The organism is Pseudomonas sp. IPO3749 (genome assembly GCF_013386605.1).
GTDB lineage: Bacteria > Pseudomonadota > Gammaproteobacteria > Pseudomonadales > Pseudomonadaceae > Aquipseudomonas > Aquipseudomonas azotoformans_A.
This window is the reverse complement of sequence record NZ_JACARN010000087.1, coordinates 1-22,526: the sequence shown is the minus strand read 5'-3', so window position 1 is coordinate 22,526 and position 22,526 is coordinate 1. Positions and strand designations below refer to the sequence as shown.

Annotated in this window: 25 protein-coding genes; all 25 read right to left on the bottom strand. The window is 61.2% G+C overall.

All coding sequences use genetic code 11. From position 1 onward, the window contains the following. Positions 1–251: 251 nt before the first annotated feature. Positions 252–644, bottom strand: a complete 393-nt coding sequence (locus tag HX812_RS27905) for a DUF2802 domain-containing protein (protein ID WP_028617308.1) — start codon at positions 642–644, stop codon at positions 252–254. Beyond that, positions 645–1,127: a chemotaxis protein CheW gene (locus HX812_RS27900; protein ID WP_010564003.1), complete on the bottom strand. Its 483-nt coding sequence runs from the start codon at positions 1,125–1,127 to the stop codon at positions 645–647. A gap of 80 nt (positions 1,128–1,207) precedes the next feature. After that, positions 1,208–2,005: a CheW domain-containing protein gene (locus HX812_RS27895; RefSeq protein WP_038849357.1), complete on the bottom strand. Its 798-nt coding sequence runs from the start codon at positions 2,003–2,005 to the stop codon at positions 1,208–1,210. Next, positions 2,005–2,793: a ParA family protein gene (locus HX812_RS27890; RefSeq protein WP_028617310.1), complete on the bottom strand. Its 789-nt coding sequence runs from the start codon at positions 2,791–2,793 to the stop codon at positions 2,005–2,007. Before HX812_RS27890 ends, HX812_RS27895 begins: the two co-directional genes overlap by 1 nt. 51 nt (positions 2,794–2,844) lie before the next feature. Then, positions 2,845–3,732 carry a flagellar motor protein MotD gene (gene motD, locus HX812_RS27885; RefSeq protein ID WP_033900786.1) on the bottom strand — a complete coding sequence of 296 codons (888 nt, stop codon included), beginning with the start codon at positions 3,730–3,732 and terminating at the stop codon, positions 2,845–2,847. Positions 3,733–3,747: 15 nt separating this feature from the next. Further along, positions 3,748–4,488 (bottom strand): flagellar motor protein, encoded by a 741-nt coding sequence (locus HX812_RS27880; RefSeq protein WP_033900785.1) that lies wholly within the window; start codon positions 4,486–4,488, stop codon positions 3,748–3,750. Further along, entirely contained in the window at positions 4,488–5,618 is a 1,131-nt protein-coding gene (locus HX812_RS27875; protein ID WP_038849360.1) for a chemotaxis response regulator protein-glutamate methylesterase, read from the bottom strand. The genes HX812_RS27880 and HX812_RS27875 overlap by 1 nt, the downstream gene beginning before the upstream one ends. Positions 5,619–5,666: 48 nt before the next feature. Further along, on the bottom strand, positions 5,667–7,883 hold the full coding sequence (locus HX812_RS27870) for a chemotaxis protein CheA (RefSeq protein ID WP_038849362.1): 2,217 nt from the start codon (positions 7,881–7,883) through the stop codon (positions 5,667–5,669). Between the two features lie 11 nt (positions 7,884–7,894). Then, positions 7,895–8,683 carry a protein phosphatase CheZ gene (locus tag HX812_RS27865; RefSeq protein WP_028617314.1) on the bottom strand — a complete coding sequence of 263 codons (789 nt, stop codon included), beginning with the start codon at positions 8,681–8,683 and terminating at the stop codon, positions 7,895–7,897. 18 nt (positions 8,684–8,701) lie between these two features. Then, complete coding sequence (locus HX812_RS27860; protein WP_015885173.1) at positions 8,702–9,076, bottom strand: chemotaxis response regulator CheY; 375 nt, start codon at positions 9,074–9,076, stop codon at positions 8,702–8,704. 167 nt (positions 9,077–9,243) lie between these two features. After that, positions 9,244–9,984: an RNA polymerase sigma factor FliA gene (fliA, locus tag HX812_RS27855; protein WP_016976604.1), complete on the bottom strand. Its 741-nt coding sequence runs from the start codon at positions 9,982–9,984 to the stop codon at positions 9,244–9,246. Next, positions 9,981–10,814 carry a flagellar synthesis regulator FleN gene (fleN, locus tag HX812_RS27850; RefSeq protein WP_003192912.1) on the bottom strand — a complete coding sequence of 278 codons (834 nt, stop codon included), beginning with the start codon at positions 10,812–10,814 and terminating at the stop codon, positions 9,981–9,983. Before fleN ends, fliA begins: the two co-directional genes overlap by 4 nt. A 105-nt stretch (positions 10,815–10,919) precedes the next feature. Next, positions 10,920–12,236 carry a flagellar biosynthesis protein FlhF gene (gene flhF, locus HX812_RS27845; RefSeq protein WP_038849364.1) on the bottom strand — a complete coding sequence of 439 codons (1,317 nt, stop codon included), beginning with the start codon at positions 12,234–12,236 and terminating at the stop codon, positions 10,920–10,922. A gap of 12 nt (positions 12,237–12,248) precedes the next feature. Further along, complete coding sequence (gene flhA / locus HX812_RS27840; protein ID WP_218168778.1) at positions 12,249–14,363, bottom strand: flagellar biosynthesis protein FlhA; 2,115 nt, start codon at positions 14,361–14,363, stop codon at positions 12,249–12,251. 148 nt (positions 14,364–14,511) lie between these two features. After that, a complete protein-coding gene (locus HX812_RS27835) occupies positions 14,512–14,706 on the bottom strand; it encodes a cold-shock protein (protein WP_038849366.1) in 195 nt (64 codons plus the stop codon). 136 nt (positions 14,707–14,842) lie between these two features. Continuing rightward, entirely contained in the window at positions 14,843–15,043 is a 201-nt protein-coding gene (locus HX812_RS27830; protein WP_038849368.1) for a cold-shock protein, read from the bottom strand. A gap of 353 nt (positions 15,044–15,396) precedes the next feature. Then, a complete protein-coding gene (gene flhB, locus HX812_RS27825) occupies positions 15,397–16,533 on the bottom strand; it encodes a flagellar biosynthesis protein FlhB (protein WP_033900771.1) in 1,137 nt (378 codons plus the stop codon). A gap of 3 nt (positions 16,534–16,536) precedes the next feature. After that, positions 16,537–17,322, bottom strand: coding sequence for a flagellar biosynthetic protein FliR (fliR, locus tag HX812_RS27820; protein ID WP_016976564.1), 786 nt, complete (start codon positions 17,320–17,322; stop codon positions 16,537–16,539). Between the two features lie 4 nt (positions 17,323–17,326). Then, positions 17,327–17,596, bottom strand: coding sequence for a flagellar biosynthesis protein FliQ (gene fliQ, locus HX812_RS27815; RefSeq protein WP_010208761.1), 270 nt, complete (start codon positions 17,594–17,596; stop codon positions 17,327–17,329). A gap of 4 nt (positions 17,597–17,600) precedes the next feature. Then, positions 17,601–18,344 carry a flagellar type III secretion system pore protein FliP gene (gene fliP / locus HX812_RS27810; protein ID WP_016976565.1) on the bottom strand — a complete coding sequence of 248 codons (744 nt, stop codon included), beginning with the start codon at positions 18,342–18,344 and terminating at the stop codon, positions 17,601–17,603. Continuing rightward, entirely contained in the window at positions 18,344–18,787 is a 444-nt protein-coding gene (gene fliO / locus HX812_RS27805) for a flagellar biosynthetic protein FliO (RefSeq protein WP_038849374.1), read from the bottom strand. The genes fliP and fliO overlap by 1 nt, the downstream gene beginning before the upstream one ends. A 1-nt stretch (position 18,788) precedes the next feature. Then, positions 18,789–19,256, bottom strand: coding sequence for a flagellar motor switch protein FliN (fliN, locus tag HX812_RS27800; RefSeq protein ID WP_033900765.1), 468 nt, complete (start codon positions 19,254–19,256; stop codon positions 18,789–18,791). Between the two features lie 34 nt (positions 19,257–19,290). After that, complete coding sequence (fliM, locus tag HX812_RS27795; protein ID WP_027603859.1) at positions 19,291–20,259, bottom strand: flagellar motor switch protein FliM; 969 nt, start codon at positions 20,257–20,259, stop codon at positions 19,291–19,293. A gap of 9 nt (positions 20,260–20,268) precedes the next feature. After that, positions 20,269–20,769: a flagellar basal body-associated protein FliL gene (gene fliL / locus HX812_RS27790; RefSeq protein ID WP_033900763.1), complete on the bottom strand. Its 501-nt coding sequence runs from the start codon at positions 20,767–20,769 to the stop codon at positions 20,269–20,271. A gap of 237 nt (positions 20,770–21,006) precedes the next feature. After that, positions 21,007–22,344 (bottom strand): flagellar hook-length control protein FliK, encoded by a 1,338-nt coding sequence (locus HX812_RS27785; RefSeq protein ID WP_038849379.1) that lies wholly within the window; start codon positions 22,342–22,344, stop codon positions 21,007–21,009. Positions 22,345–22,526 lie beyond the last annotated feature (182 nt).

Below are 22,526 nucleotides of genomic sequence, written 5' to 3'. Positions count from 1 at the left end.
CACGCTGGCCGAACGCAGGCTTTGGAGCGTGGGTAACCCGGCAGGACGCCGGGTTAGCCGCGCTGGGCCAAGGATGGCCCATCGCGGCGACCCACGCTCCAAAGCCGGAGTGAGGGCACACCGAGCCTAGGCGAGGTGCCGAGTGTTGGGGCAGAGACCTTTTGGTTACTTTTGGGGCGTTTGCCAAAAGTGACCCGCTGTAAGAGCGGAACCATAGGCGGCCGTTACCTAAATAACGGATATGTACTCAATCAACTCTTATGCAACTTACTCATCAGTTGCGCCTCAGCCTGAGTCAACCCACACGACTGAGTAAGCTCATCCACCGTAGCCCCCATCCCCACCAGCTTGGCAGCCTGGGCAAACGAAAGACTCGAAGGATCCCGCTGCTCAATCTGCGCGAGTTTGTCAGGCAACGGCGCAAGAATCGCGCGCAATTCATGCACCTCGTCCCCGACCTTCACCGCACTCTGCTGAAAGTGATCAACCCGTTTGACCAACTCCAGCACCCGCCGATCACGCAGAGCATCACGCTCAGCCTGCTGCAACAACAGTTCACGCTGCTGACGCACATAGCGCAACAGAAATGCCAAAGTCCCAGCCCACAACAGGGCCAGGACAATCACCGCGGCCTCAAGGAACAATCAGATGCTCTCCAGTTCCGACCATTCTTCTTCGCTCATCATCTTGTCCAGCTCAACCAGAATCAGCAGCTCGCCGTTCTTGTTGCACACGCCCTGGATAAACTTGGCGGACTCTTCGTTACCCACGTTCGGCGCGGTTTCCACTTCCGATTGGCGCAGGTAGACCACTTCGGCCACGCTGTCGACCATGATCCCGACCACTTGCTTGTCGGCCTCGATGATCACGATACGCGTGTTGTCATTGACTTCAGTCGGCACCAGGCCGAAACGCTGGCGGGTGTCGATCACCGTCACCACGTTGCCGCGCAGGTTGATGATGCCCAGCACGTAGCTCGGCGCACCCGGCACCGGGGCGATCTCGGTGTAGCGCAGCACTTCCTGCACGCGCATCACGTTAATGCCGTAGGACTCGTTGTCCAGTTTGAAGGTCACCCATTGCAGGATCGGATCATCCAAACCTTGTGCGGACGCTGACTTGTTCATACCCCTGACCCCTTCAAATGCCGCATGACACGGCGTGTGTGCTTCACTGACCGCATTCGCATGCGGCCCTTATTGTTCAATCAACTGTGTTTGTGCAGTGGCATCGACTTGACGGCACCGCTGGCGATCAACTCAGCCAATTCGGCGACGTCGAGTAACGCGCACATGTGTTCGATCACGGTGCCCGCCAGCCAAGGCCGTTGGCCGCGGTGGCTGCGCCATTTGATTTCGTTCGGGTCCAGGCGCAACGAGCGGCTGACTTGATGCACCGCCAGCCCCCACTCGTAGCCCTGCACCGAGATCACGTATTGCAGGCCCTGGCGGAAATCATCGCGGTAGCGGTCGGGCATGACCCAGCGCGCGGTATCCAGGACTTTGAGGTTGCCGGCCTGGCTGGGCAGGATGCCGAGGAACCACTCCGGTTGCCCGAACAGCGGCGTCAACTCCTGGCCTTCCAGGGAATAGATCGAGCCCAGGCACACCAGCGGCACTGCCAGGGTCAAGCCGGCGACGTCGAACAGCAGGCATTCGAACGGCTCGGCAGCCCAGCTCGGTCGACCATCACCGGTCACCGGCGGCGGCGTGATGCTCGGCGGCAGATGCACTTCCACCACGGGCTCGACCACGACAGGAGCAGGGGCAACCACCACAGGCGCTACCACGACCGGTGTAATCGGCACCACGACCTGCGCATCACGGGCTTGTTCTTCCCGCACGGCCAACTGGAATTCATCCAGCGCGGCTTCGGGTTCGACAGCCGGTTCCAGCACCAGGATCGGTTCCGGCAATTCTTCGGCGGTCGCATCCTGCAGCAGGGCATCCAGGTAGGATTCCAGCGCCAGTTGCGGCCGGGTCTTGAGTTCGACAGGACGGTTCATCACGCCACCTGCGCCACAAGCTGTTGCGACAACAGGTGCTTGAGCAACGCGCGGTAGGCGAGTACGCCACGGCTCTTGCCGTCGAACTGCGACGGTGCGAGACCTGCGCGGCTGGCGTCACGCAGGCGCGTGTCCACCGGGATGTAGCCGTTCCAGATGGTGTCCGGGTAGGCATCGCGCAACACGCGCAGGGTGCCGAGGGACGCCTGGGTGCGGCGGTCGAACAGGGTCGGCACGATGCTGAACGGCAGCGCCTGTTTGCGCGAACGGTTGATCATCGCCAGGGTGCTGACCATGCGCTCCAGGCCTTTGACGGCCAAGTGCTCGGTCTGCACCGGAATCACCAGCTGTTGGCTGGCCGCCAAGGCGTTGACCATCAGCACGCCCAGCAACGGCGGGCTGTCGATGATTGCGTAGTCGAAGTCCTGCCACAGTTGCGCCAGGGTCTTGGCGATCACCAGGCCCAACCCGCTCTGCCCCGGCGACTGGCGCTCAAGGGTGGCCAGGGCGGTGCTGGACGGCAGCAGGGAAATGCTTTCGTTGCTGGTAGGCAGCAGCAGTTGCCCCGGCAGATCAGCCGGCACGCTGCCCTTGTGCAGGAACAGGTCGTAGTTGCTGTGCTCCAGCGCGTCCGGGTCGTAGCCGAAATAGCTGGTCATGGAGCCGTGCGGGTCCAGGTCCACCACGACCACGCGCTTGCCCGCCTCGGCCAGCAAGCCGGCTAAGGCGATGGACGTGGTGGTCTTACCGACCCCACCTTTTTGATTGGCAACTGCCCAGACTCTCATTCGGTTGGTTCCTCCCGGCAGGCACAGGCGCGACCGAGACATTGCATAAGGTTATTGAGCCGGCGACGGAGAATTGACGGCGCTCTGACGAACCGGCGGTTTTACAGGGGGCGGTGCAGTTTGTGTGCCAGCCCGCTTCAGGGCCGCATCCGGTGTTGCATTGGCGGTGCCGGTGCCGGTCAGGCTGCGGCGCACATCCAGGTTGCGCGACACCACCAACACCACCCGGCGGTTCTTCGCGCGGCCCTCTACCGTGGCGTTATTGGCCACCGGCTGGAACTCGCCATACCCCACCGACGCGAGGCGCCCAGGGTTCACGCCCTGCATCGCCAGCATGCGTACGATGCTCGCGGCACGCGCTGACGACAGTTCCCAGTTGGTCGGGTACTGCGCAGTGCTGATCGGAAAATTGTCGGTAAAGCCTTCGACGTGGATCGGGTTCTCGAACGGCCGCAGAATCGCCGCCACCTTGTCGATAATAGTGAACGCCTGGTCGCTGGGCATCGCATCGGCGCTGGCAAACAACAGGCTGGAGTTAAGCTCGATCTCCACCCACAACTCATTGCCGCGCACGGTCATCTGGTTGGAGCTGATCAGGTCGCCAAACGCCGCGCTGATGTCATCGGCGATGCTTTTCAGCGGATCGCTGGTGCCGCCCACGCCGGCAGCGGTTTCATCGCTGTCGTTGACCAGCGGCTTAGCCGGGGTCACGGTCTTGGGCCGCTCTTCACCGATGGGAATCGGCTTGAGCGAGCGGTCGGCGTCGTTGAACACACCGATCAGCGCCTGGGAAATGACCTTGTACTTGCCTTCATTGATCGACGAGATGGAGTACATCACCACGAAAAACGCGAACAGCAAGGTGATGAAGTCCGCGTAGGACACCAACCACCGCTCGTGGTTGACGTGTTCTTCAGGCTCGCGACGGCGACGGCTCACAATGAATACCTCCCATCAATCCATGAAGCCCTGGAGCTTCAATTCGATGGAGCGCGGGTTCTCGCCCTCGGCAATCGACAAGATGCCTTCGAGCAACATCTCGCGGTAACGCGACTGGCGCATGGCAATCGACTTGAGTTTGCTCGCCACCGGCAACAACACCAGGTTGGCACTGGCCACGCCATAGATAGTGGCGACAAACGCCACGGCAATACCGCTGCCCAGTTGCGAAGGGTCGGCCAGGTTGCCCATGACGTGGATCAGGCCCATCACCGCACCGATGATGCCGATGGTCGGCGCGTAGCCGCCCATGCTTTCGTAGACTTTGGCGGCGTTGATGTCGCGGCTTTCCTGGGTGTAGAAATCCACTTCAAGGATGCTGCGGATCGCTTCCGGTTCGGCACCATCGACCAGCAATTGCAGGCCTTTGCGTGCGTAGCTGTCGGGTTCCGCATCGGCCACGCCTTCCAGGCCCAGCAGGCCTTCCTTGCGCGCGGTGAGGCTCCAGTTGACCACGCGGTCGATGCCGCCAGGCAAGTCGACACGCGGCGGGAAAATGATCCAGATAAGGATCTGCATGGCGCGCTTGAACGAGCTCATGGGCGACTGCAACAACGCCGCGCCCACAGTGCCGCCAATCACGATCAACGCGGCCGGGCCGTTGGCCAGGGCGCCAAGGTGACCGCCTTCGAGGTAGTTGCCGCCAATGATCGCGACAAACGCCATGATGATACCGATCAGGCTCAAGACATCCATCAGAGGCAGGCCTCCACCAGATGCTTGCCGATGTCGTCCAGGCTGTAGACGGCGTCGGCCAGGTCGGCCTTGACGATGGCCATGGGCATGCCATAGATCACGCAGCTGGCTTCATCCTGGGCCCAGATGGCGCTGCCGCCCTGCTTGAGCAGGCGCGCGCCCTCACGGCCGTCGGCGCCCATGCCGGTGAGCACCACCGCCAGAACTTTGTCGCCGTAGGACTTGGCCGCCGAGCCGAAGGTGATATCCACGCACGGCTTGTAGTTCAGGCGCTCGTCACCCGGCAGGATTTTGATCGCGCCACGGCCGTCCACCATCATTTGCTTGCCACCCGGCGCCAGCAACGCCAGGCCAGGACGCAGGATGTCGCCATCCTCGGCTTCCTTGACGCTGATGCGGCACAGCTTGTCCAGGCGCTCGGCGAACGCTTTGGTGAACGCAGCGGGCATGTGCTGGATCAACACGATCGGCGCCGGGAAGCTGGCCGGCAGTTGGGTCAATACGCGTTGCAGGGCCACCGGGCCACCGGTGGACGTGCCGATAGCCACCAGCTTGTAGGCTTTGCGTTTTGGCGCAGGCGAGTGGGCAGCCGCAGGCGCAGCGGCGCGAACCGGCGCCACGGCAGGCCGTGCAACCGGCGCAGGCGCAGGGCGAGCAAACGATGACGTCGGCGCAGCCGGTGCCGCAACCGGTGCAGGTGTCGGCGCGGGCGCGCTGAACAAGCTACGACGGTTGCTGCGCGAAATGCTGTGCACTTTCTCGCACAGCAGTTGCTTGACCTTCTCGGGGTTGCGCGAGATGTCTTCGAAATTCTTCGGCAGGAAGTCCACCGCGCCAGCGTCCAGCGCATCCAGGGTGACCCGGGCGCCTTCGTGCGTCAGCGAGGAGAACATCAATACCGGGGTCGGGCAGCGTTGCATGATGTGCCGGACTGCGGTGATGCCATCCATCATCGGCATCTCGTAGTCCATGGTAATCACGTCCGGTTTCAACGCAATGGCTTGATCAATCGCCTCTTTGCCGTTGGTGGCCGTGCCGACCACCTGGATGCTTGGATCGGCGGAAAGAATTTCCGAGACGCGGCGGCGGAAGAAACCCGAATCGTCCACCACCAGGACCTTGACTGCCATAAACACTCCGTTAGGCGGGGCGGGCAATACCGCCCTGCCCCACCAGAATCAAATACGCCGAGCGGCGTAACGCTTGAGCATGCTCGGAACATCGAGAATCAGCGCGATCCGACCGTCACCGGTGATGGTCGCACCCGACATGCCCGGGGTTCCCTGCAGCATTTTGCCCAAAGGCTTGATGACCACTTCTTCCTGGCCCACCAGTTGATCGACCACAAAGCCGATGCGCTGGGTGCCCACGGAGAGAATCACCACATGGCCTTCACGCTGCTCTTCATGCTTGGCCGATGCCACCAGCCAGCGCTTGAGGTAGAACAGGGGCAACGCTTTGTCGCGCACGATCACCACTTCCTGGCCGTCCACCACATTGGTGCGCGACAGGTCGAGGTGGAAGATCTCGTTGACGTTGACCAGCGGGAAGGCGAACGCCTGGTTGCCCAGCATCACCATCAGGGTCGGCATGATCGCCAAGGTCAACGGCACCTTGATCACGATCTTCGAGCCCTGGCCCTTGGTCGAGTAGATGTTGATCGAGCCGTTGAGCTGGCTGATCTTGGTCTTCACCACGTCCATGCCAACGCCACGGCCGGACACGTCGGAAATCTCGGTCTTGGTCGAGAAGCCCGGAGCGAAGATCAGGTTGTAGCACTCGGTGTCGGTCAGGCGGTCGGCGGCATCCTTGTCCATCACGCCACGCTTGACCGCGATATTGCGCAATATGGCCGGGTCCATGCCTTTGCCGTCGTCAGTGATCGACAGCAGGATATGGTCGCCTTCTTGCTCCGCCGCCAGGATCACTTTGCCGTTACGGGACTTGCCCGAGGCTTCGCGTTCTTCCGGGGTTTCCACGCCGTGGTCGACAGCGTTGCGCACCAAGTGGACCAGCGGGTCGGCCAAGGCCTCGACAAGGTTCTTGTCGAGGTCGGTTTCTTCACCCACCAGTTCCAGGTTGATTTCTTTCTTGAGCTGACGCGCCAAGTCGCGAACCAGGCGTGGGAAGCGGCCGAAGACTTTCTTGATCGGCTGCATCCGGGTTTTCATCACCGCGGTTTGCAGGTCGGCGGTGACCACGTCGAGGTTCGACACGGCCTTTTGCATGGCTTCATCGCCGCTGCTCAGGCCCAGGCGCACCAGGCGGTTACGCACCAGTACCAGTTCGCCGACCATGTTCATGATGTCGTCCAGCCGTGCGGTATCCACCCGTACGGTGGTTTCGGCTTCACTGGCGGGCTTCTCGGCCACCGGTGCGGCGGCGGCACGTGCCGGAGCAGGCGCCGCTGCAGGCGCAGGCTTGGCGGCCGGAGCCGGGGCAGCTGCCTTGGCAGCAACCGGTGCAGCCGTGGCAACAGCAGCAGCGGCCGGGGCCACTTCGCTGAACTTGCCCTTGCCGTGCAATTCGTCCAGCAGCGATTCGAACTCATGATCGGAGATCAGGCCGTCGCCAGCCGGTGCTGCACTCGCAGCGGCTGGCGGTGCGGCCGTGGCGGCGACTTCCGGCAAAGCGTCGGCCACGAAGGTGCCCTTGCCGTGCAGTTGGTCGAGCAACGCTTCGAATTCGTCGTCGGTAATGTCGGTGCTGGCTTTAGCAGCAGGCGCCTCGGGCGCGGCGGCAGGCGCCTCGGGCGCGGCGGCAGGCGCCACGGCGTCGGCCGCGAACTGGCCTTTGCCGTGCAACTGGTCGAGCAGGGATTCGAACTCAGCGTCGGTAATGTCTTCGCTGGTTGGCGCAGCCACAGGCGCCTTTGGCGCTTCTGCCTCGGCCTTCACGGCACTGAGGGAGTTGAGCAGCTGTTCGAACTCGCTGTCGGTCACATCCGGTTCGGCTTCGGCCACAGGCTCGGGCGCCGCCTCAACCACAGGCGCAGCCGAGGTGTCCGCCGGTTCCGCCAGGCGCGCCAGGGCGGCCAGCAGCTCCGGGGTGGCAGCGGTAATCGGTGCACGGTCGCGCACCTCGCTGAACATGCCGTTGACCGCATCCAGTGCTTCGAGAATCACGTCCATCAATTCCGAATCAACGTGACGCTCACCCTTGCGCAGGATGTCGAACACGTTCTCGGCGATGTGGCAGCACTCCACCAGCTCATGGAGCTGGAGGAAGCCGGCGCCCCCTTTTACAGTGTGAAAACCGCGAAAAATTGCATTGAGCAGGTTCGCATCATCCGGTCGGCTTTCCAGCTCGACCAGTTGCTCGGACAACTGCTCTAAAATTTCGCCGGCCTCTACAAGGAAATCCTGAAGGATTTCTTCATCGGCGCCGAAGCTCATGTGGGTGCTCCTTAGAAGCCTAAACTGGATAACAGGTCATCGACATCATCTTGACCCGATACAACGTCTTCACGTTTATCGGCATGAATCTGCGGACCTTCACCCTTGGCGAGATGTTTTTTTGGATCTTTTTCCGAGAGGATCGCTTCGCGGTCATGTTCAATACCGGCAAAACGGTCAACTTGGCCTGCCATAAGCACTAATTTGAGCAAGTTGCTTTCCACTTCGGTGACCAACTGGGTCACACGCTTGATCACCTGACCGGTGAGGTCCTGGTAATCCTGGGCGAGCAGAATGTCGTTGAGGTTGCTGGAAACCGTGCGGTTTTCCTGCTCGCTGCGTGACAAGAACCCTTCGACCCGACGCGCCAATTCACGAAACTCTTCAGCGCCCACTTCGCGGCGCATGAAACGGCCCCAGTCGTTGCTCAGGGCCTGGGCTTCGTTGGCCATGCCGTTGACCAGGGGCGTGGCGTTTTCCACCAGGTCCATGGTGCGGTTGGCCGCCGCCTCAGTCAGCCTGACCACATAGGACAGGCGTTCGGTGGCATCGGTGATCTGCGAGATTTCCTCGGCCTGGGGCATGTGCGGGTCAATCTGGAAATTGACGATCGCACTGTGCAGCTCGCGTGTGAGCTTGCCCACTTCCTGGTACAGGCCGCGGTCACGGGTCTGGTTGAGCTCATGGATTAACTGCACCGCGTCGCCGAACTGGCCTTTTTCAAGGCTGTCGACCAACTGGTGAGCATGCTTTTTCAGGGTCGACTCGAAGTCTCCCTGTGACGTTTCTTTATGCTCCATAGCTCCCCCGCGATGGCATTAGCCGTGGATGCGTTCGAAGATTTTCTCGATCTTCTCTTTCAAGGCCAAAGCAGTGAATGGCTTGACCACGTAACCGTTTACCCCAGCTTGGGCGGCTTCGATGATCTGCTCACGCTTGGCTTCGGCGGTCACCATCAGCACAGGCAGGCTGCGCAGTTTTTCGTCGGCGCGCACGTGGCGCAGCAAGTCGATACCGGTCATGCCCGGCATGTTCCAGTCCGTTACCAGAAAGTCGATGCTCCCGCTGTTGAGGATCGGAATCGCCGTAATGCCGTCATCCGCCTCGACCGTGTTAGTGAACCCAAGGTCACGCAACAGGTTTTTTATGATCCGCCGCATCGTTGAGAAGTCATCAACGATGAGGATTTTCATGTTCTTGTCCAATTCGACCTCCAAGCAGTCTTAAACGCGCCCAGCACCTGGACGCGCCATTTCAATCAACAGGCATTACACAAAAAGGACTGCCGGGGCACCACGGGTCGAACCCGCAAAGGCTGGTTGCCCTCGCGGTCTCGTCTGCAGTGTCCCCACACTGCCTGTCAGCGCGCTCGCCACTCTCCCAAACGCCCCCGCAAGCGGGCTGCGCACTGGCTGTGCAACTGGCTGACCCGCGACTCGCTGACCCCCAGGACCTCACCGATTTCCTTGAGGTTCAGCTCTTCGTCGTAGTACAGCGCCAACACCAGCCGCTCACGCTCCGGCAAATTGGCAATCGCGTCCGCCAACGCCCCCTGGAAACGCTCATCTTCCAGGTCACGCGATGGCTCCATATGAGCGCTCGCGCCGTCCTCGTGCAGCCCTTCGTGTTCGCCGTCCTGCAACAGGTCGTCGAAACTGAACAGGCGGCTGCCCAAGGTATCGTTCAAAATCCCGTAGTAATCGTCGAGACTCAATTGGAGTTCGGCCGCAACTTCGTGATCTTTAGCGTCGCGACCGGTTTTTGCTTCAATTGCGCGAATTGCGTCACTGACCATGCGCGTATTGCGATGCACTGAACGCGGCGCCCAGTCGCCTTTACGCACTTCATCAAGCATCGCGCCACGGATGCGGATACCCGCATACGTCTCGAAACTCGCACCCTTGCTCGCGTCGTACTTAGTCGACACTTCGAGCAGGCCGATCATGCCCGCCTGGATCAGGTCTTCGACCTGGACGCTGGCGGGCAGGCGTGCCAGCAAGTGATAGGCAATGCGCTTGACCAAGGGCGCGTAGCGCTCGATCAACTCGCCCTGGCTGTCACGGGCAGACTTCTTGTACGCGTTGTAGCCGGTTGCTGTCATAGCACGGGTCCTGCGCTCGTCTGATGCACCAATCGCTCGACGAAAAACTCCAGATGCCCACGCGGGTTGGCAGGCAACGGCCAGGTATCGACCTTCTGGGCAATAGCCTTGAACGCCAATGCGCATTTGGAACGAGGGAACGCTTCGTAGACTGCACGCTGCTTTTGCACAGCCTTGCGCACACACTCGTCGTAGGGAACTGCGCCGACGTATTGTAAGGCGACATCGAGGAAGCGATCCGTGACCTTGGTCAACTTGGCGAACAGGTTGCGCCCTTCCTGCGGGCTCTGGGCCATGTTGGCCAGGACGCGGAAGCGGTTCATGCCATAGTCACGGTTAAGCAGTTTGATCAGGGCGTAGGCGTCGGTGATCGAGGTGGGTTCATCGCAGACCACCAGCAACACTTCCTGCGCGGCGCGCACGAAGCTGACCACGGACTCGCCGATCCCGGCGGCGGTGTCGATCACCAGCACGTCGAGGTTGTCGCCGATATCACTGAACGCCTGGATCAGGCCGGCATGCTGCGCCGGGCTCAGGTGCACCATGCTCTGGGTGCCCGAAGCGGCCGGCACGATACGGATGCCACCGGGCCCCTGCAGCAGCACATCGCGCAGCTCACAGCGACCTTCGATCACATCGGCAAGCGTGTGTTTGGGTGTCAGTCCCAGCAGAACGTCCACGTTCGCCAAGCCCAGGTCAGCATCCAGCAGCATGACACGACGGCCAAGCTCTGCCAGGGCCAGGGACAAATTCACTGACACGTTAGTTTTCCCGACGCCACCTTTGCCGCCGGTCACCGCGATCACCTGTACGGGATGCATGCTGCCCATTTTATTTCTTTACCTTGTCTTGCTTAGACGCAGGCTACATGGCTTGGCCGCGTGAATCGCTTGCAGACCATCGATGTAGATACATTTCACGGTGTTCATCCTGCCTCAACCCACCCGTTTTGCCGGGTTGTGGTAGAGGTCGGCGAACATATCGGCCATCGCTTCCTCGCTAGGCTCTTCTTGCATTTGCACGCTGACTGCACGGCTGACCAACTGATGACGGCGCGGTAGATGCAGATCATCCGGGATCCGCGGCCCGTCGGTCAGGTAGGCGACCGGCAATTCATGACTGATGGCCAGGCTCAGCACCTCGCCCAGGCTCGCGGTTTCATCGAGCTTGGTGAGGATGCAACCGGCCAGGCCGCAGCGCTTGTAGCTGTGATACGCAGCGGTAAGAACCTGTTTCTGGCTGGTGGTTGCAAGCACCAGGTAATTTTTCGACTTGATGCCACGCCCGGCCAGGCTTTCCAGCTGCATGCGCAATGCCGGGTCGCTGGCTTGCAGGCCGGCGGTATCGATCAAGACCACGCGCTTGCGCAGCAGCGGGTCGAGGGCATTGGCCAGGGACTGGCCCGGGTCGACGTGGGTCACCGGCACATTGAGAATGCGCCCCAGGGTCTTGAGTTGCTCCTGTGCCCCAATACGGTAGCTGTCCATGCTCACCAGCGCGATGTTCTGTGCGCCGTATTTGAGTACATAACGGGCCGCGAGCTTGGCCAGGGTGGTGGTCTTGCCCATGCCGGCAGGACCGACCATGGCAATCACGCCGCCCTCTTCCAGGGGTTCGATTTCCGGGGTGACGATCATCCGCGCCAGGTGGGCCAGCAACATGCGCCAGGCCTGGCGAGGCTCCTCGATTTCGGTGGTCAGCGCCAGCAGGTCACGGGACAACGGGCCGGACAGGCCGATGCGTTGCAGGCGACGCCACAGGTTGGCTTGTTGCGGCTTGCTGCCTTGCAGCTGGTTCCACGCCAGCGAGCCCAACTGCACTTCCAGCAGTTCACGCAGGCCGTTGAGTTCAAAGCGCATCGAATCAAACACCCGCTGGTCAACCGCAGGCGCCGGGGCAGGCGCAGCAGGACGCGGCGGTTCTTTGAACGTTGGCTCGACCAGCGGCTCGGCAGCGGTCAGCGGCAAGCCGGCGAACAACTGGCGATTGGTGGTGGCATCGCTGTCGCCGCGCATGCTCAGTTCAGCCTGGGCCGAGACAATGCGCGAAGCGGTCTTGCGCAACTCGTCTTCGAGCTCCATGTTCGGCACACGCGGCGCCAAGGCCTGGGGGGTGTAATCCAGGGCAGCCGTCAGCTCGACACCGCCGGCAATACGACGGTTTCCGATAATCGCGGCGTCGGCGCCCAGCTCATCACGCACCAGTTTCATGGCCTGACGCATATCGGCGGCGAAAAAACGCTTCACTTGCATAACCCACTACCCTCAGCCGTTGGGCCCTACTGTCGCGACGATAGTCACTTGCTTGTTGTCAGGAATTTCCTGATAAGCCAATACGTGCAAATTCGGTACTGCCAAGCGTCCAAACCGCGACAACATCGCCCGGACGGGGCCTGCCACCAGCAGGATCACCGGTTGGCCCTGCATTTCCTGGCGCTGCGCGGCGTCGATCAACGAACGCTGCAGCTTCTCAGCCATGCTTGGCTCCAGCAGAACGCCCTCTTCCTGGCCTTGTCCTGCCTTCTGAATACTATTGAGCAATATTTGTTCCAACCTGGGTTCCAAGGTGATCACAGGCAGCTCGGAGTCAAGCCCTACAATGCTTTGGACGATTGCGCGCGACAATCCGACGCGCACCGCGGCCACCAGGGCGGCAGTATCTTGACTCTTGGCGGCATTGTTGGCGATGGCCTCGGCAATGCTGCGAATGTCGCGGACCGGCACCTGTTCGGCCAGCAGCGCCTGCAACACCTTGAGCAATTGCGACAGCGACAGAATGCCCGGCACCAGCTCTTCGGCCAGTTTCGGCGACGCTTTGCCCAGCAAACCCATCAATTGCTGGACTTCCTCGTGGCCGATCAGCTCGTGGGAGTGCTTGTACAGGATCTGGTTGAGGTGCGTTGCGACCACGGTGCTGGCGTCCACCACGGTGTAGCCGAGGGATTGTGCCTGGCTGCGCTGGCTGATTTCGATCCATACCGCGTCCAGGCCAAAAGCCGGATCTTTGGCGGTAATGCCGTTGAGGCTGCCGAACACCTGCCCGGGGTTGATCGCCAGTTCGCGGTCCGGGTAGATCTCGGCTTCGGCCAGGATCACGCCCATCAGGGTCAGGCGGTAGGCACTCGGCGCCAGGTCGAGGTTGTCCCGGATGTGCACGGTAGGCATCAAAAAGCCCAGGTCCTGGGACAGTTTTTTGCGCACGCCCTTGATCCGCGCGAGCAGTTGGCCGCCCTGGTTGCGGTCCACCAGTGGGATCAGGCGGTAGCCGACTTCCAGGCCGATCATGTCGATCGGGGTGACGTCATCCCAGCCAAGCTCCTTGGTTTCCTGGGCGCGGGCCGGGGATGGCAGCAATTCCTGCTGGCGTGCGATCTCTTGCTGGGCGATGACTTTGACCTGGTTCTGCTTCTTCCAGAACAGGTAGGCAGCACCGCCAGCCAGGGCCGCCATGCTCAAGAACGACACGTGCGGCATGCCCGGCACAATGCCCATGATCGCCATAATGCCCGCCGCCACGGCCAGCGCCTTGGGCGAAGCGAACATCTGCCGGCTGATCTGCTTGCCCATGTCTTCGGAGCCCGAAGCACGGGTCACCATGATGGCCGCCGCTGTTGATAACAACAGTGATGGCAATTGCGCCACTAAACCGTCACCGATGGTCAGCAAGGCGTAGACCTTGCCCGCATCGCCGAAGGTCATGCCGTGCTGGAAGATACCCACGGCCATGCCGCCGATGAGGTTGATGAACAGGATCAGCAGGCCGGCGATGGCGTCACCGCGTACGAATTTGCTGGCACCGTCCATGGAACCGTAGAACTCGGCTTCCTGGGCCACTTCCAGGCGGCGCGATTTGGCCTGGTTCTGGTCGATCAGGCCAGCGTTGAGGTCGGCGTCGATGGCCATCTGCTTGCCGGGCATCGCGTCGAGGGTAAACCGCGCGCTCACCTCGGAAATCCGCCCGGCGCCCTTGGTTACCACCACGAAGTTGATGATCATCAGGATCGCGAACACCACGATACCGACCACGTAGTTACCGCCGATCACCACCTCACCGAACGCCTGGATCACCTTACCGGCGGCGGCGTGGCCGTCCTGGCCGTGCAGCATGACCACACGCGTCGACGCCACGTTCAGCGCCAGCCGCAACAGGGTCGCCACCAGCAGAATGGTCGGGAATACCGCGAAATCCAATGGCCGCAGGGCGTATACACACACCAGCAGGACCACGACGGACAGGGCAATGTTGAAGGTAAAGAACACGTCCAGCAGGAACGGCGGCATCGGCAACATCATCATTGCCAGCATCACCAGCAACAACAACGGCACACCCAGATTGCCTCGCGAGAGGTCAGTCAGGGTGCTGCGGGCGTTGCCGAGCATTTGAGAGCGATCCACCACCGGTATTCCTCGTGTCCTTTGAAGCAAAGTTTTGACGCAATTGGGCGTCTTGCAGGCGGTATTGCAAGAAGCCTTCCAACTTTGTTCAAGAGGAATACAGGTGGGGAATTCTTTTGGGAAAGGTTAACAACTAACCGCGTCTTAGGTGCTGAATACGGCCATCGGCACCTTTGTCGAAAGTCACCCCTTCATTCGCTTTCAGATCGGTCAAACCAGCGGCTTGAAGATCTTGCCAATCTACCGTGATATCCCCGCTACCATCGCGAGGGGTAATAATTACATAGCCTTTGTTTGGATCGGACACACTAACGGTTCCAGTCGCCATGATGACTCTCCTTGATTCATTCAAGTTACCGCACCCGTTGCGCGGTAACACGACCCCATCTAAGCGTAGGACCAACAAAAAGGTCTACTGTCAAAACTGACAGGTCTGGAGAGTTGCCGATGAGTGGCGGAAGACCTCACACAACGCGGACGTTCTCGGCCTGAGCGCCTTTGGCCCCCTGCGTTACCTCGAACTCTACTTTTTGGTTCTCTTCAAGCGTCCTGAAACCGTCGCCCTTGATGGCGGAAAAGTGGACAAAAATATCGCCCCCGCCCTCCTGAGTAATAAACCCAAACCCCTTCGCCGCGTTAAACCATTTCACCGTACCTGTTGCCATTGCCGTTCTCCTGACTTACGGGATAACGCGAACGTCGGATGCATAGACCGCGTCGGGCCCATGGACTCTCCGGACTTCCACCCGTAGGCCCACGGCTAGCCGAATGCCTCGCGAACCGATGAAATTCACTCGCACGTCATCTTCGCCATTTTCCAGGACAATCCAACCCACCCCGGATTGCTGGTCGTAATATTTGACAGCGCCTCTGACCGCCTTCAAAACCACTCTCCCTGCCTCTCATCTACAGCGTTCGCGCAGTTCTTCAGGCAATAGAACCGCGAGAACGCCCCTCTGCCTACTGTCAAAGTTGACAGGTAGACAGGCATTCACGACGAGTGGTAGGGCGTGAGAAATCAGGAATCGCGGCGCAAATCCGGTGGAATCGGCAGATCCTTGAGCGGATCCGGCCGTTTGCCCTTGCCCGCGCGGTACTGGCGAATCTGATAGACGTACGCCAACACCTGAGCCACGGCCAGGTAGAGCCCAGCGGGGATTTCCTGGTCCAGGTCGGTGGAATAGAAGATCGACCGCGCCAACTCCGGCGATTCCAGCAGCAGGATGTCATTGGCCACGGCGATTTCGCGGATCTTCAGCGCCGTAAAGTCACTGCCCTTGGCCAACAGCATCGGCGCGCCGCCCTTCTCCGGGTCGTATTTGAGCGCCACGGCGTAGTGGGTCGGGTTGGTGATGACCACGTCGGCGTCGGGTACTGCGCCCATCATCTTGCGCTGGGACATTTCCCGTTGCAGTTGGCGAATACGCTGTTTGACCTCAGGACGGCCTTCCTGGTCCTTGTGCTCGTCGCGCACTTCCTGCTTGGTCATCAGCAGTTTCTTGTGGCTTTCCCACAACTGGATCGGCGCATCCACCGCGGCAATGATGATCAGCCCGGCGGCCATCCACAGCGCGCTCCAGCCCACCACCTGCACGCTGTGGATGATCGCCGACTCCAGCGGTTCATGGGCGATGCGCAGCAGGTCGTCGATGTCGGACGACAACACCATCAGCGCCACAAACAGAATCAGGATGAATTTGGCCAGGGCCTTGAGCAGCTCCACCAAGGCCTTGGCGGAAAACATGCGCTTGAGCCCGGCGGCGGGGTTCATGCGGCTGAACTTCGGCGCCAGGCTGCCGGCGGCAAACAGCCAACCACCGAGGGCGACCGGGCCGATCAGCGCGGCCAGCAGCAGCGTGATCAAAATCGGCTGCACCGCCAGGATCGCGATCTTGCCCGAGTGCAACAGGTACTGACCCATGGCATCGGGGTTGAGCAGTACTTCACGGGGCAAGGTGAAGTTGTGCTTCATCAGCTCCATCAAGTCCAGCGCCAGGCCGCCGCCGTAGATCAGCAAGGCGCCGGCACCGGCCATCATGGTCGCAACAGTGTTCAGCTCTTTGGAGCGCGCAATCTCGCCCTTTTCCCGGGAGTCCTTTTTGCGCTTCTCCGTGGGGTCTTCTGTTTTGTCCTGACCACTCTCGCTCTCGGCCATGGCTCAGCGCGCCCGTGCCAGATCACGTAAGAACTGCAAGGCGTCGGTCGCCAGCGGTTGATACTGATTGAGAATGTCGGCCAGGCCGATCCAGAAAATCCCCATGCCCAAGACCAGGGTCAACGGGAAACCAATCGAGAAGATGTTCAGCTGCGGCGCCGCACGGGTCATCACGCCGAACGCGATGTTGACCACCAGCAACGCGGTAATCGCCGGCAACACCAGCAACAGCGACGCGCCGAACACCCAGCCCAGGCGCCCGACGATTTCCCAGAAATGATTGACCACCAGCCCCGAGCCCACCGGCAAGGTGGTGAAGCTTTCGGTCATCACCTCGAACGCCACCAAGTGGCCGTTCATTGCCAGGAACAGCAAGGTCACCAGCATGGTCAGGAATTGCCCGATCACCGCCGCCGACACACCGTTGGTAGGGTCGACCATGGAGGCGAAGCCCATGCCCATCTGGATCGAGATGATCTGCCCGGCCACCACAAAGGCCTGGAAAAACAGCGTGAGGGAGAAGCCCATCAGCGCGCCGATCAGGATCTGTTCGGCAATCAGCAGCAAGGCGCTGAGGTCAATGGCATTGACCGGCGGCATCGGCGGCAAACCCGGCACGATCACCACGGTAATCGCCACCGCGAAGTACAGGCGCACGCGACGTGGTACGAGGGTGGTGCCGAACACCGGCATGGCCATCAACATCGCCGTCACGCGAAACAGCGGCAGGATGAAGGACGCCACCCAGGTGCTGATCTGGGTATCGGTCAATGCCAGCAACGACTGCATCCGGTCAGCCGATCAACTGCGGAATACTGCCGTACAACTGCAGGATGTATTCCATGAAGGTCTGCACCAGCCAAGGGCCGGCCACGATCAGGGTGACCAGCATCACCAACAGACGCGGCAAAAAGCTCAAGGTTTGTTCGTTGATCTGGGTTGCGGCCTGGAACATCGCCACCAGCAGGCCCACCAACAGGCTCGGCACGACCAGCACGGCGACCATCACGGTGGTCAGCCACAGCGCTTCACGGAACAGGTCGACAGCTACTTCTGGCGTCATTGCGCTATACCCCGCCGAAACTGCCGGCCAACGTGCCGATAATCAGCGCCCAGCCGTCCACCAGCACAAACAGCATGATCTTGAACGGCAACGAGATGATCAACGGCGACAGCATCATCATACCCATGGCCATCAACACGCTCGCCACCACCAGGTCGATGATCAGGAACGGAATGAAGATCATGAAGCCGATCTGGAACGCGGTTTTCAATTCGGAGGTGACGAACGCCGGCACCAGGATGGTCAGCGGCGCCTGGTCCGGGGTGGCGATGTCGGTACGCTTGGACAGGCGCATAAACAGCTCAAGGTCGCTGGAGCGGGTCTGCGACAGCATGAAGTCCTTGATCGGCCCCTGGGCCTTGTCGATCGCGTCCTGGGCGGTCATTTTCTCCGCCAGGTAGGGTTGCAGGGCTTGCTGGTTCACCTTGTCGAACACCGGCGCCATGATGAACAGCGTCAGGAACAAGGCCATGCCGGTGAGGATCTGGTTCGACGGCGTCTGCTGCAGGCCCAGGGCCTGGCGCAGGATCGAGAACACAATGATGATCCGCGTGAAGCTGGTCATCAGCATGACAAACGCCGGGATAAAGCTCAGCGCGGTCATGATCAGCAGGATCTGCAGGCTGACCGAATATTCCTGCGCGCCGGCCGCGTTGGTGCCCAGCGTGATCGCCGGGATCGACAGCGGATCGGCGCCAAACGCCAATGGCGCCGCCAGCAACAGCATGAGCGTCAATAAAACGCGCATTACTTCTTATCCTTCTGATCCTTGCCCAGCAACTCCATCAGGCGCTGGGCGAATTCTGGCGTGGCGGACTGGCTCTGATCCACGCTCACCGGGGTCTTGAGCACATGCAGCGGGGTGATGCGACCGGGCGTGATGCCGAGCAGGATCTGCTCCTCGCCCACTTGCACCAGCACCAGCCGATCACGCGGGCCGAGGGCGCGGGAACCGATCATCTCGATTACCTGGCCATTGCCCGGCCCCACGCGCTGCACCCGGCGCAGCAGCCAGGCCAGTGCGAAGATCAAACCCACCACCAGCAACAGGCCCAGCACCAACTGGGTCAATTGCCCGCCGATGCCGCTGCTCACCACCGGCGCTGCGGCTGCGGTGGCTTGCGCGACCGGCTCAGCCGCGAGGGCGCTCAATGGCAGCGCCAGAAACAGTCCCGCCATCGAATACTTCATCTCAGCGCAACTTCTTGATGCGTTCGCTCGGGCTGATCACGTCGGTCAGGCGGATGCCGAACTTCTCGTTGACCACCACCACTTCGCCGTGGGCAATCAGGGTGCCATTGACCAGCACGTCCAACGGCTCGCCGGCCAGGCGGTCCAGCTCGATCACCGAGCCCTGGTTGAGTTGCAGCAGGTTGCGGATGTTGATTTCGGTGCTGCCGACCTCCATGGAGATCGACACCGGAATGTCGAGGATCACGTCCAGGTTCGGGCCATCGAGGGTCACCGGGTCGTTGTTCTTCGGCACGCTGCCGAATTCTTCCATCGGCAGGCGGTTGCCGGCCGGCGCGGTGGCGGCATCAGCGGCCAACAGCGCGTCGATGTCGTCCTGGCCGACATCGCCGGTTTCTTCCAGGGCAGCCGCCCATTCGTCAGCCAGGGCCTGGTCTTCGGCGGAAGTGTTTTCGTGTTCGGTAGCCATTACATGTCCTCGGCGGAGCAGAAATTAGTGTTGATCAGCGACGATTGATCGGTTCGACCACTTGAAGAGCCAAGTTGCCCTTGTGGGAACCGAGCTTGACCTTGAATGACGGCACGCCGTTGGCGCGCATGATCATTTCGTCCGGCAATTCGACGGGAATGATGTCCCCCGGCTGCATGTGCAAAATATCGCGCAGGCGCAACTGGCGACGGGCCACGGTGGCGCTCAGTGGCACGTCGACGTCCAGCAGATCTTCGCGCAGGGCCTTGACCCAGCGCTCGTCCTGGTCGTCCAGGTCGGACTGGAAGCCAGCGTCGAGCATCTCGCGCACCGGCTCGATCATCGAGTACGGCATGGTCACGTGCAGGTCGCCGCCACCGCCATCGAGTTCGATGTGGAAAGTGGAGACCACAATGGCTTCGCTGGGGCCGACGATGTTGGCCATGGCCGGGTTCACTTCCGAGTTGATGTACTCGAAATTGACTTCCATGATCGCCTGCCAGGCTTCCTTCAAGTCGATGAAGGCCTGTTCCAGCACCATGCGCACCACCCGCAATTCGGTCGGGGTGAACTCACGGCCTTCGATCTTGGCGTGACGGCCGTCGCCGCCGAAGAAGTTGTCCACCAGCTTGAACACCAGCTTGGCATCCAGGATGAACAGCGCGGTGCCGCGCAGGGGTTTGATCTTGACCAGGTTGAGGCTGGTGGGCACGTACAGCGAGTGCACGTATTCACCGAACTTCATCACCTGCACGCCGCCTACCGCCACGTCCGCCGAGCGGCGCAGCATGTTGAACATGCTGATGCGGGTGTAGCGGGCAAAACGTTCGTTGATCATCTCCAGGGTCGGCATGCGTCCACGGACGATACGATCCTGGCTGGTGAGGTCATAACTTTTGACGCTGCCGGGCTCGGCAGCCATTTCGGTCTGTACCAGACCATCGTCGACGCCATGGAGCAGCGCGTCGATTTCATCCTGGGACAGCAGGTCTTGCACGGCCATGTCGTGATCCTACTGCAATACGAAGTTAGTGAAGAGCGCCTGCTCGACCACGACTTTGCCGAGTTCCTTCTGGGCCACTTCCTGCACGCTGGCGGTGACCTTCTGGCGCAGCATTTCCTGGCCCACCGGGGTGGCAAGTGTGTCGAAGCTCTGGCTGGAGAACAGCATCACCAGGTTGTTACGGATCACCGGCATGTGCACCTTGAGGGCGTCCAGGTCCGAGGCATTACGCGCCAGCAAGGTGATGCTCACCTGCAGGTAGCGTTGGCGACCGTTCTGATTGAAGTTGGCGACAAAGGCCGGAAGCATCGGCTCGAAGATTGCCGGTTGCTTGACGTTACTGGCGGTTTCGGCGGCAGGTGCCGGCTTGCTGGCACTGCTGTGCATGATGTACCAGGTGCCGCCGACCGAGGCGCCGATGGCCAGGAGCAGGCCCAGGACTATCAATAGGATAAGCTTGAGCTTACCTTTGCCTGCGGGTGCTTTTGCTGCGTCGTCGCTCTTCGCCATGCCAATAATCCGTCACTATTCGGGGATTCATAGATCTACGGAAAGGCAAGAGCAAGTGTTATGCCAGAGTTGTCTGGGAGAAAGGGACACATGTCACGCTGGAGATCCCATGTGGGAGCGGGCTTGCTCGCGAATGGGGTATGTCAGTTGATACATCTGTCACTGATCCACCGCATTCGCGAGCAAGTCGAGTCGTCGCACCGCCGCTCCCACATATAGGCCTGTGCAGGGCTCGAGTCAGGCGTAGTAGTCGACGGCGCTGGAGCCGATCACATTAGAGGTCACGGGTGCCACGGCTTCAGCCACGTCAACGTGCGCGCCGTTGTCACCGCTGTCACTACGCCCACCGCTGCGGCTCACGCCACCGGTCTGGGCCTGTTGCTGCTGTTGCTCCTGGCCACGGGATTGGTCCGATACGTTGACGTCCACCTGCCCCATGCCCTGCTGGGCGAACATCTCGCGCAAGCGGCCGGACTGGCTTTCCAACGCTTCACGCACCACCGGGTGGGCGCTCATGAAGTTGACCTGGGCTTGCTGGTCGGCGGTCATGTTGACCTTGATATCCAGGCGACCGAGCTCGGCCGGCTGCAACTGGATCTCCGCCGACTTGAGGTTGGCGCTGGACAGGTACATCACGCGGTTGACGATTTCGTCGGTCCAGCCGCTCTGGTGCATGGCCAATGGCGCATTGGTCACCGGCGGCAAAGCGTTGGCGGTTTTCGGCGTGGCGGCCTGGGTCAATGCCGCCAGGCGGTTGGCGAAGTCATCGACACGGGTATCGCTGCTGGCGTTCTTCAGGTCTTTGAGGCCGTCTTCGATCAACCCGCCGAAGGCCTTGTCGCCGCCCGTGTCAGTGCTGTCCTTGGTGGCTTGCTGGTCGACCATATTGGCCAGGCCGGCGGCAAAGTTCTGGGCGGCGGTGGGTTGATCCTGGGTCGCTGCCGGGGCGGTTTTGGCCTGGGCCTGACTGCTGGCCGAGACGTGGCCGCCCTGCTCCATCGCCAGGCGCACGGCGGGCATGGCGTCCAAAGGATCGGCTTCCGGATCGAAGACTGGCTTGGCTTCCTCGGTCGCCGCTACCGGAGCCGCGACCACCGGCTGGGCCTTGTCATCCTTGGCCGTGGTGACTGGCGCCGAGGTTTCCACTGGCACTGGCACAGCTACCGGAGTGACGGTCGCAATCAGGGCCGGGTCGACCACCGGGTCAGCCGGAGGCTGCTGCACCAGGGTCGGGTCGGTTGGCGCCTCGTCATCTTTGCTGGCGCTGTCGTCGGTCTTGGCCGGCGGGGTGGCAGGCAAGGGTTTGCCGCTATCGGCAACGGCTGGCGTGCTGGCGGCAGGTTTGTCGCTGCTGGCCGCTGGCTTGGCGCTGGCGTCGGAGGACTTGCCGGCGGTGGGCTTGGGCGAGTTGTCGTCGGACTTGACCGTGGGTTTGGAAGCCTGGTTGGCGAACACTTGAGCGAAGCCAGGGCCCTTGTCCCGTGGGTCCGCAGCCACTGCCGGTGGGTTGGCGGCGGGCGCTTGAGGCTTGGCCGCGGGGGCAGCCTGAAGGAGCGAATTCGGGGCGACTGGCATAGGTAAAGGTCTCCACTGCATGGGGGTCGGGGATGCAGTATTGGGAGGTAGAGCAAGAGTTGGGCCAGGTTTGGGGTCGGTTGGTTTTATTGAGTACATATCCGTTTTTTAGGTAACGGCTGATATTGGTTCCGCCCTTACGGCGGGTCACTTTTGAAAAGAGCCCAAAAGTAACCATGGGC

What these genes read in the sequence shown, in the direction of transcription:
- HX812_RS27900 (WP_010564003.1), bottom strand. Translation starts at nt 1,127, where the DNA reads ATGAACAAGTCAGCGTCCGCACAAGGTTTGGATGATCCGATCCTGCAA.
- HX812_RS27895 (WP_038849357.1), bottom strand. Translation starts at nt 2,005, where the DNA reads ATGAACCGTCCTGTCGAACTCAAGACCCGGCCGCAACTGGCGCTGGAA.
- HX812_RS27890 (WP_028617310.1), bottom strand. Translation starts at nt 2,793, where the DNA reads ATGAGAGTCTGGGCAGTTGCCAATCAAAAAGGTGGGGTCGGTAAGACC.
- HX812_RS27880 (WP_033900785.1), bottom strand. Translation starts at nt 4,488, where the DNA reads ATGGATGTCTTGAGCCTGATCGGTATCATCATGGCGTTTGTCGCGATC.
- HX812_RS27875 (WP_038849360.1), bottom strand. Translation starts at nt 5,618, where the DNA reads ATGGCAGTCAAGGTCCTGGTGGTGGACGATTCGGGTTTCTTCCGCCGC.
- HX812_RS27870 (WP_038849362.1), bottom strand. Translation starts at nt 7,883, where the DNA reads ATGAGCTTCGGCGCCGATGAAGAAATCCTTCAGGATTTCCTTGTAGAG.
- HX812_RS27865 (WP_028617314.1), bottom strand. Translation starts at nt 8,683, where the DNA reads ATGGAGCATAAAGAAACGTCACAGGGAGACTTCGAGTCGACCCTGAAA.
- HX812_RS27860 (WP_015885173.1), bottom strand. Translation starts at nt 9,076, where the DNA reads ATGAAAATCCTCATCGTTGATGACTTCTCAACGATGCGGCGGATCATA.
- fliA (WP_016976604.1), bottom strand. Translation starts at nt 9,984, where the DNA reads ATGACAGCAACCGGCTACAACGCGTACAAGAAGTCTGCCCGTGACAGC.
- fleN (WP_003192912.1), bottom strand. Translation starts at nt 10,814, where the DNA reads ATGGGCAGCATGCATCCCGTACAGGTGATCGCGGTGACCGGCGGCAAA.
- flhF (WP_038849364.1), bottom strand. Translation starts at nt 12,236, where the DNA reads ATGCAAGTGAAGCGTTTTTTCGCCGCCGATATGCGTCAGGCCATGAAA.
- flhA (WP_218168778.1), bottom strand. Translation starts at nt 14,363, where the DNA reads ATGCTCGGCAACGCCCGCAGCACCCTGACTGACCTCTCGCGAGGCAAT.
- HX812_RS27835 (WP_038849366.1), bottom strand. Translation starts at nt 14,706, where the DNA reads ATGGCGACTGGAACCGTTAGTGTGTCCGATCCAAACAAAGGCTATGTA.
- HX812_RS27830 (WP_038849368.1), bottom strand. Translation starts at nt 15,043, where the DNA reads ATGGCAACAGGTACGGTGAAATGGTTTAACGCGGCGAAGGGGTTTGGG.
- flhB (WP_033900771.1), bottom strand. Translation starts at nt 16,533, where the DNA reads ATGGCCGAGAGCGAGAGTGGTCAGGACAAAACAGAAGACCCCACGGAG.
- fliR (WP_016976564.1), bottom strand. Translation starts at nt 17,322, where the DNA reads ATGCAGTCGTTGCTGGCATTGACCGATACCCAGATCAGCACCTGGGTG.
- fliQ (WP_010208761.1), bottom strand. Translation starts at nt 17,596, where the DNA reads ATGACGCCAGAAGTAGCTGTCGACCTGTTCCGTGAAGCGCTGTGGCTG.
- fliP (WP_016976565.1), bottom strand. Translation starts at nt 18,344, where the DNA reads ATGCGCGTTTTATTGACGCTCATGCTGTTGCTGGCGGCGCCATTGGCG.
- fliO (WP_038849374.1), bottom strand. Translation starts at nt 18,787, where the DNA reads ATGAAGTATTCGATGGCGGGACTGTTTCTGGCGCTGCCATTGAGCGCC.
- fliN (WP_033900765.1), bottom strand. Translation starts at nt 19,256, where the DNA reads ATGGCTACCGAACACGAAAACACTTCCGCCGAAGACCAGGCCCTGGCT.
- fliM (WP_027603859.1), bottom strand. Translation starts at nt 20,259, where the DNA reads ATGGCCGTGCAAGACCTGCTGTCCCAGGATGAAATCGACGCGCTGCTC.
- fliL (WP_033900763.1), bottom strand. Translation starts at nt 20,769, where the DNA reads ATGGCGAAGAGCGACGACGCAGCAAAAGCACCCGCAGGCAAAGGTAAG.
- HX812_RS27785 (WP_038849379.1), bottom strand. Translation starts at nt 22,344, where the DNA reads ATGCCAGTCGCCCCGAATTCGCTCCTTCAGGCTGCCCCCGCGGCCAAG.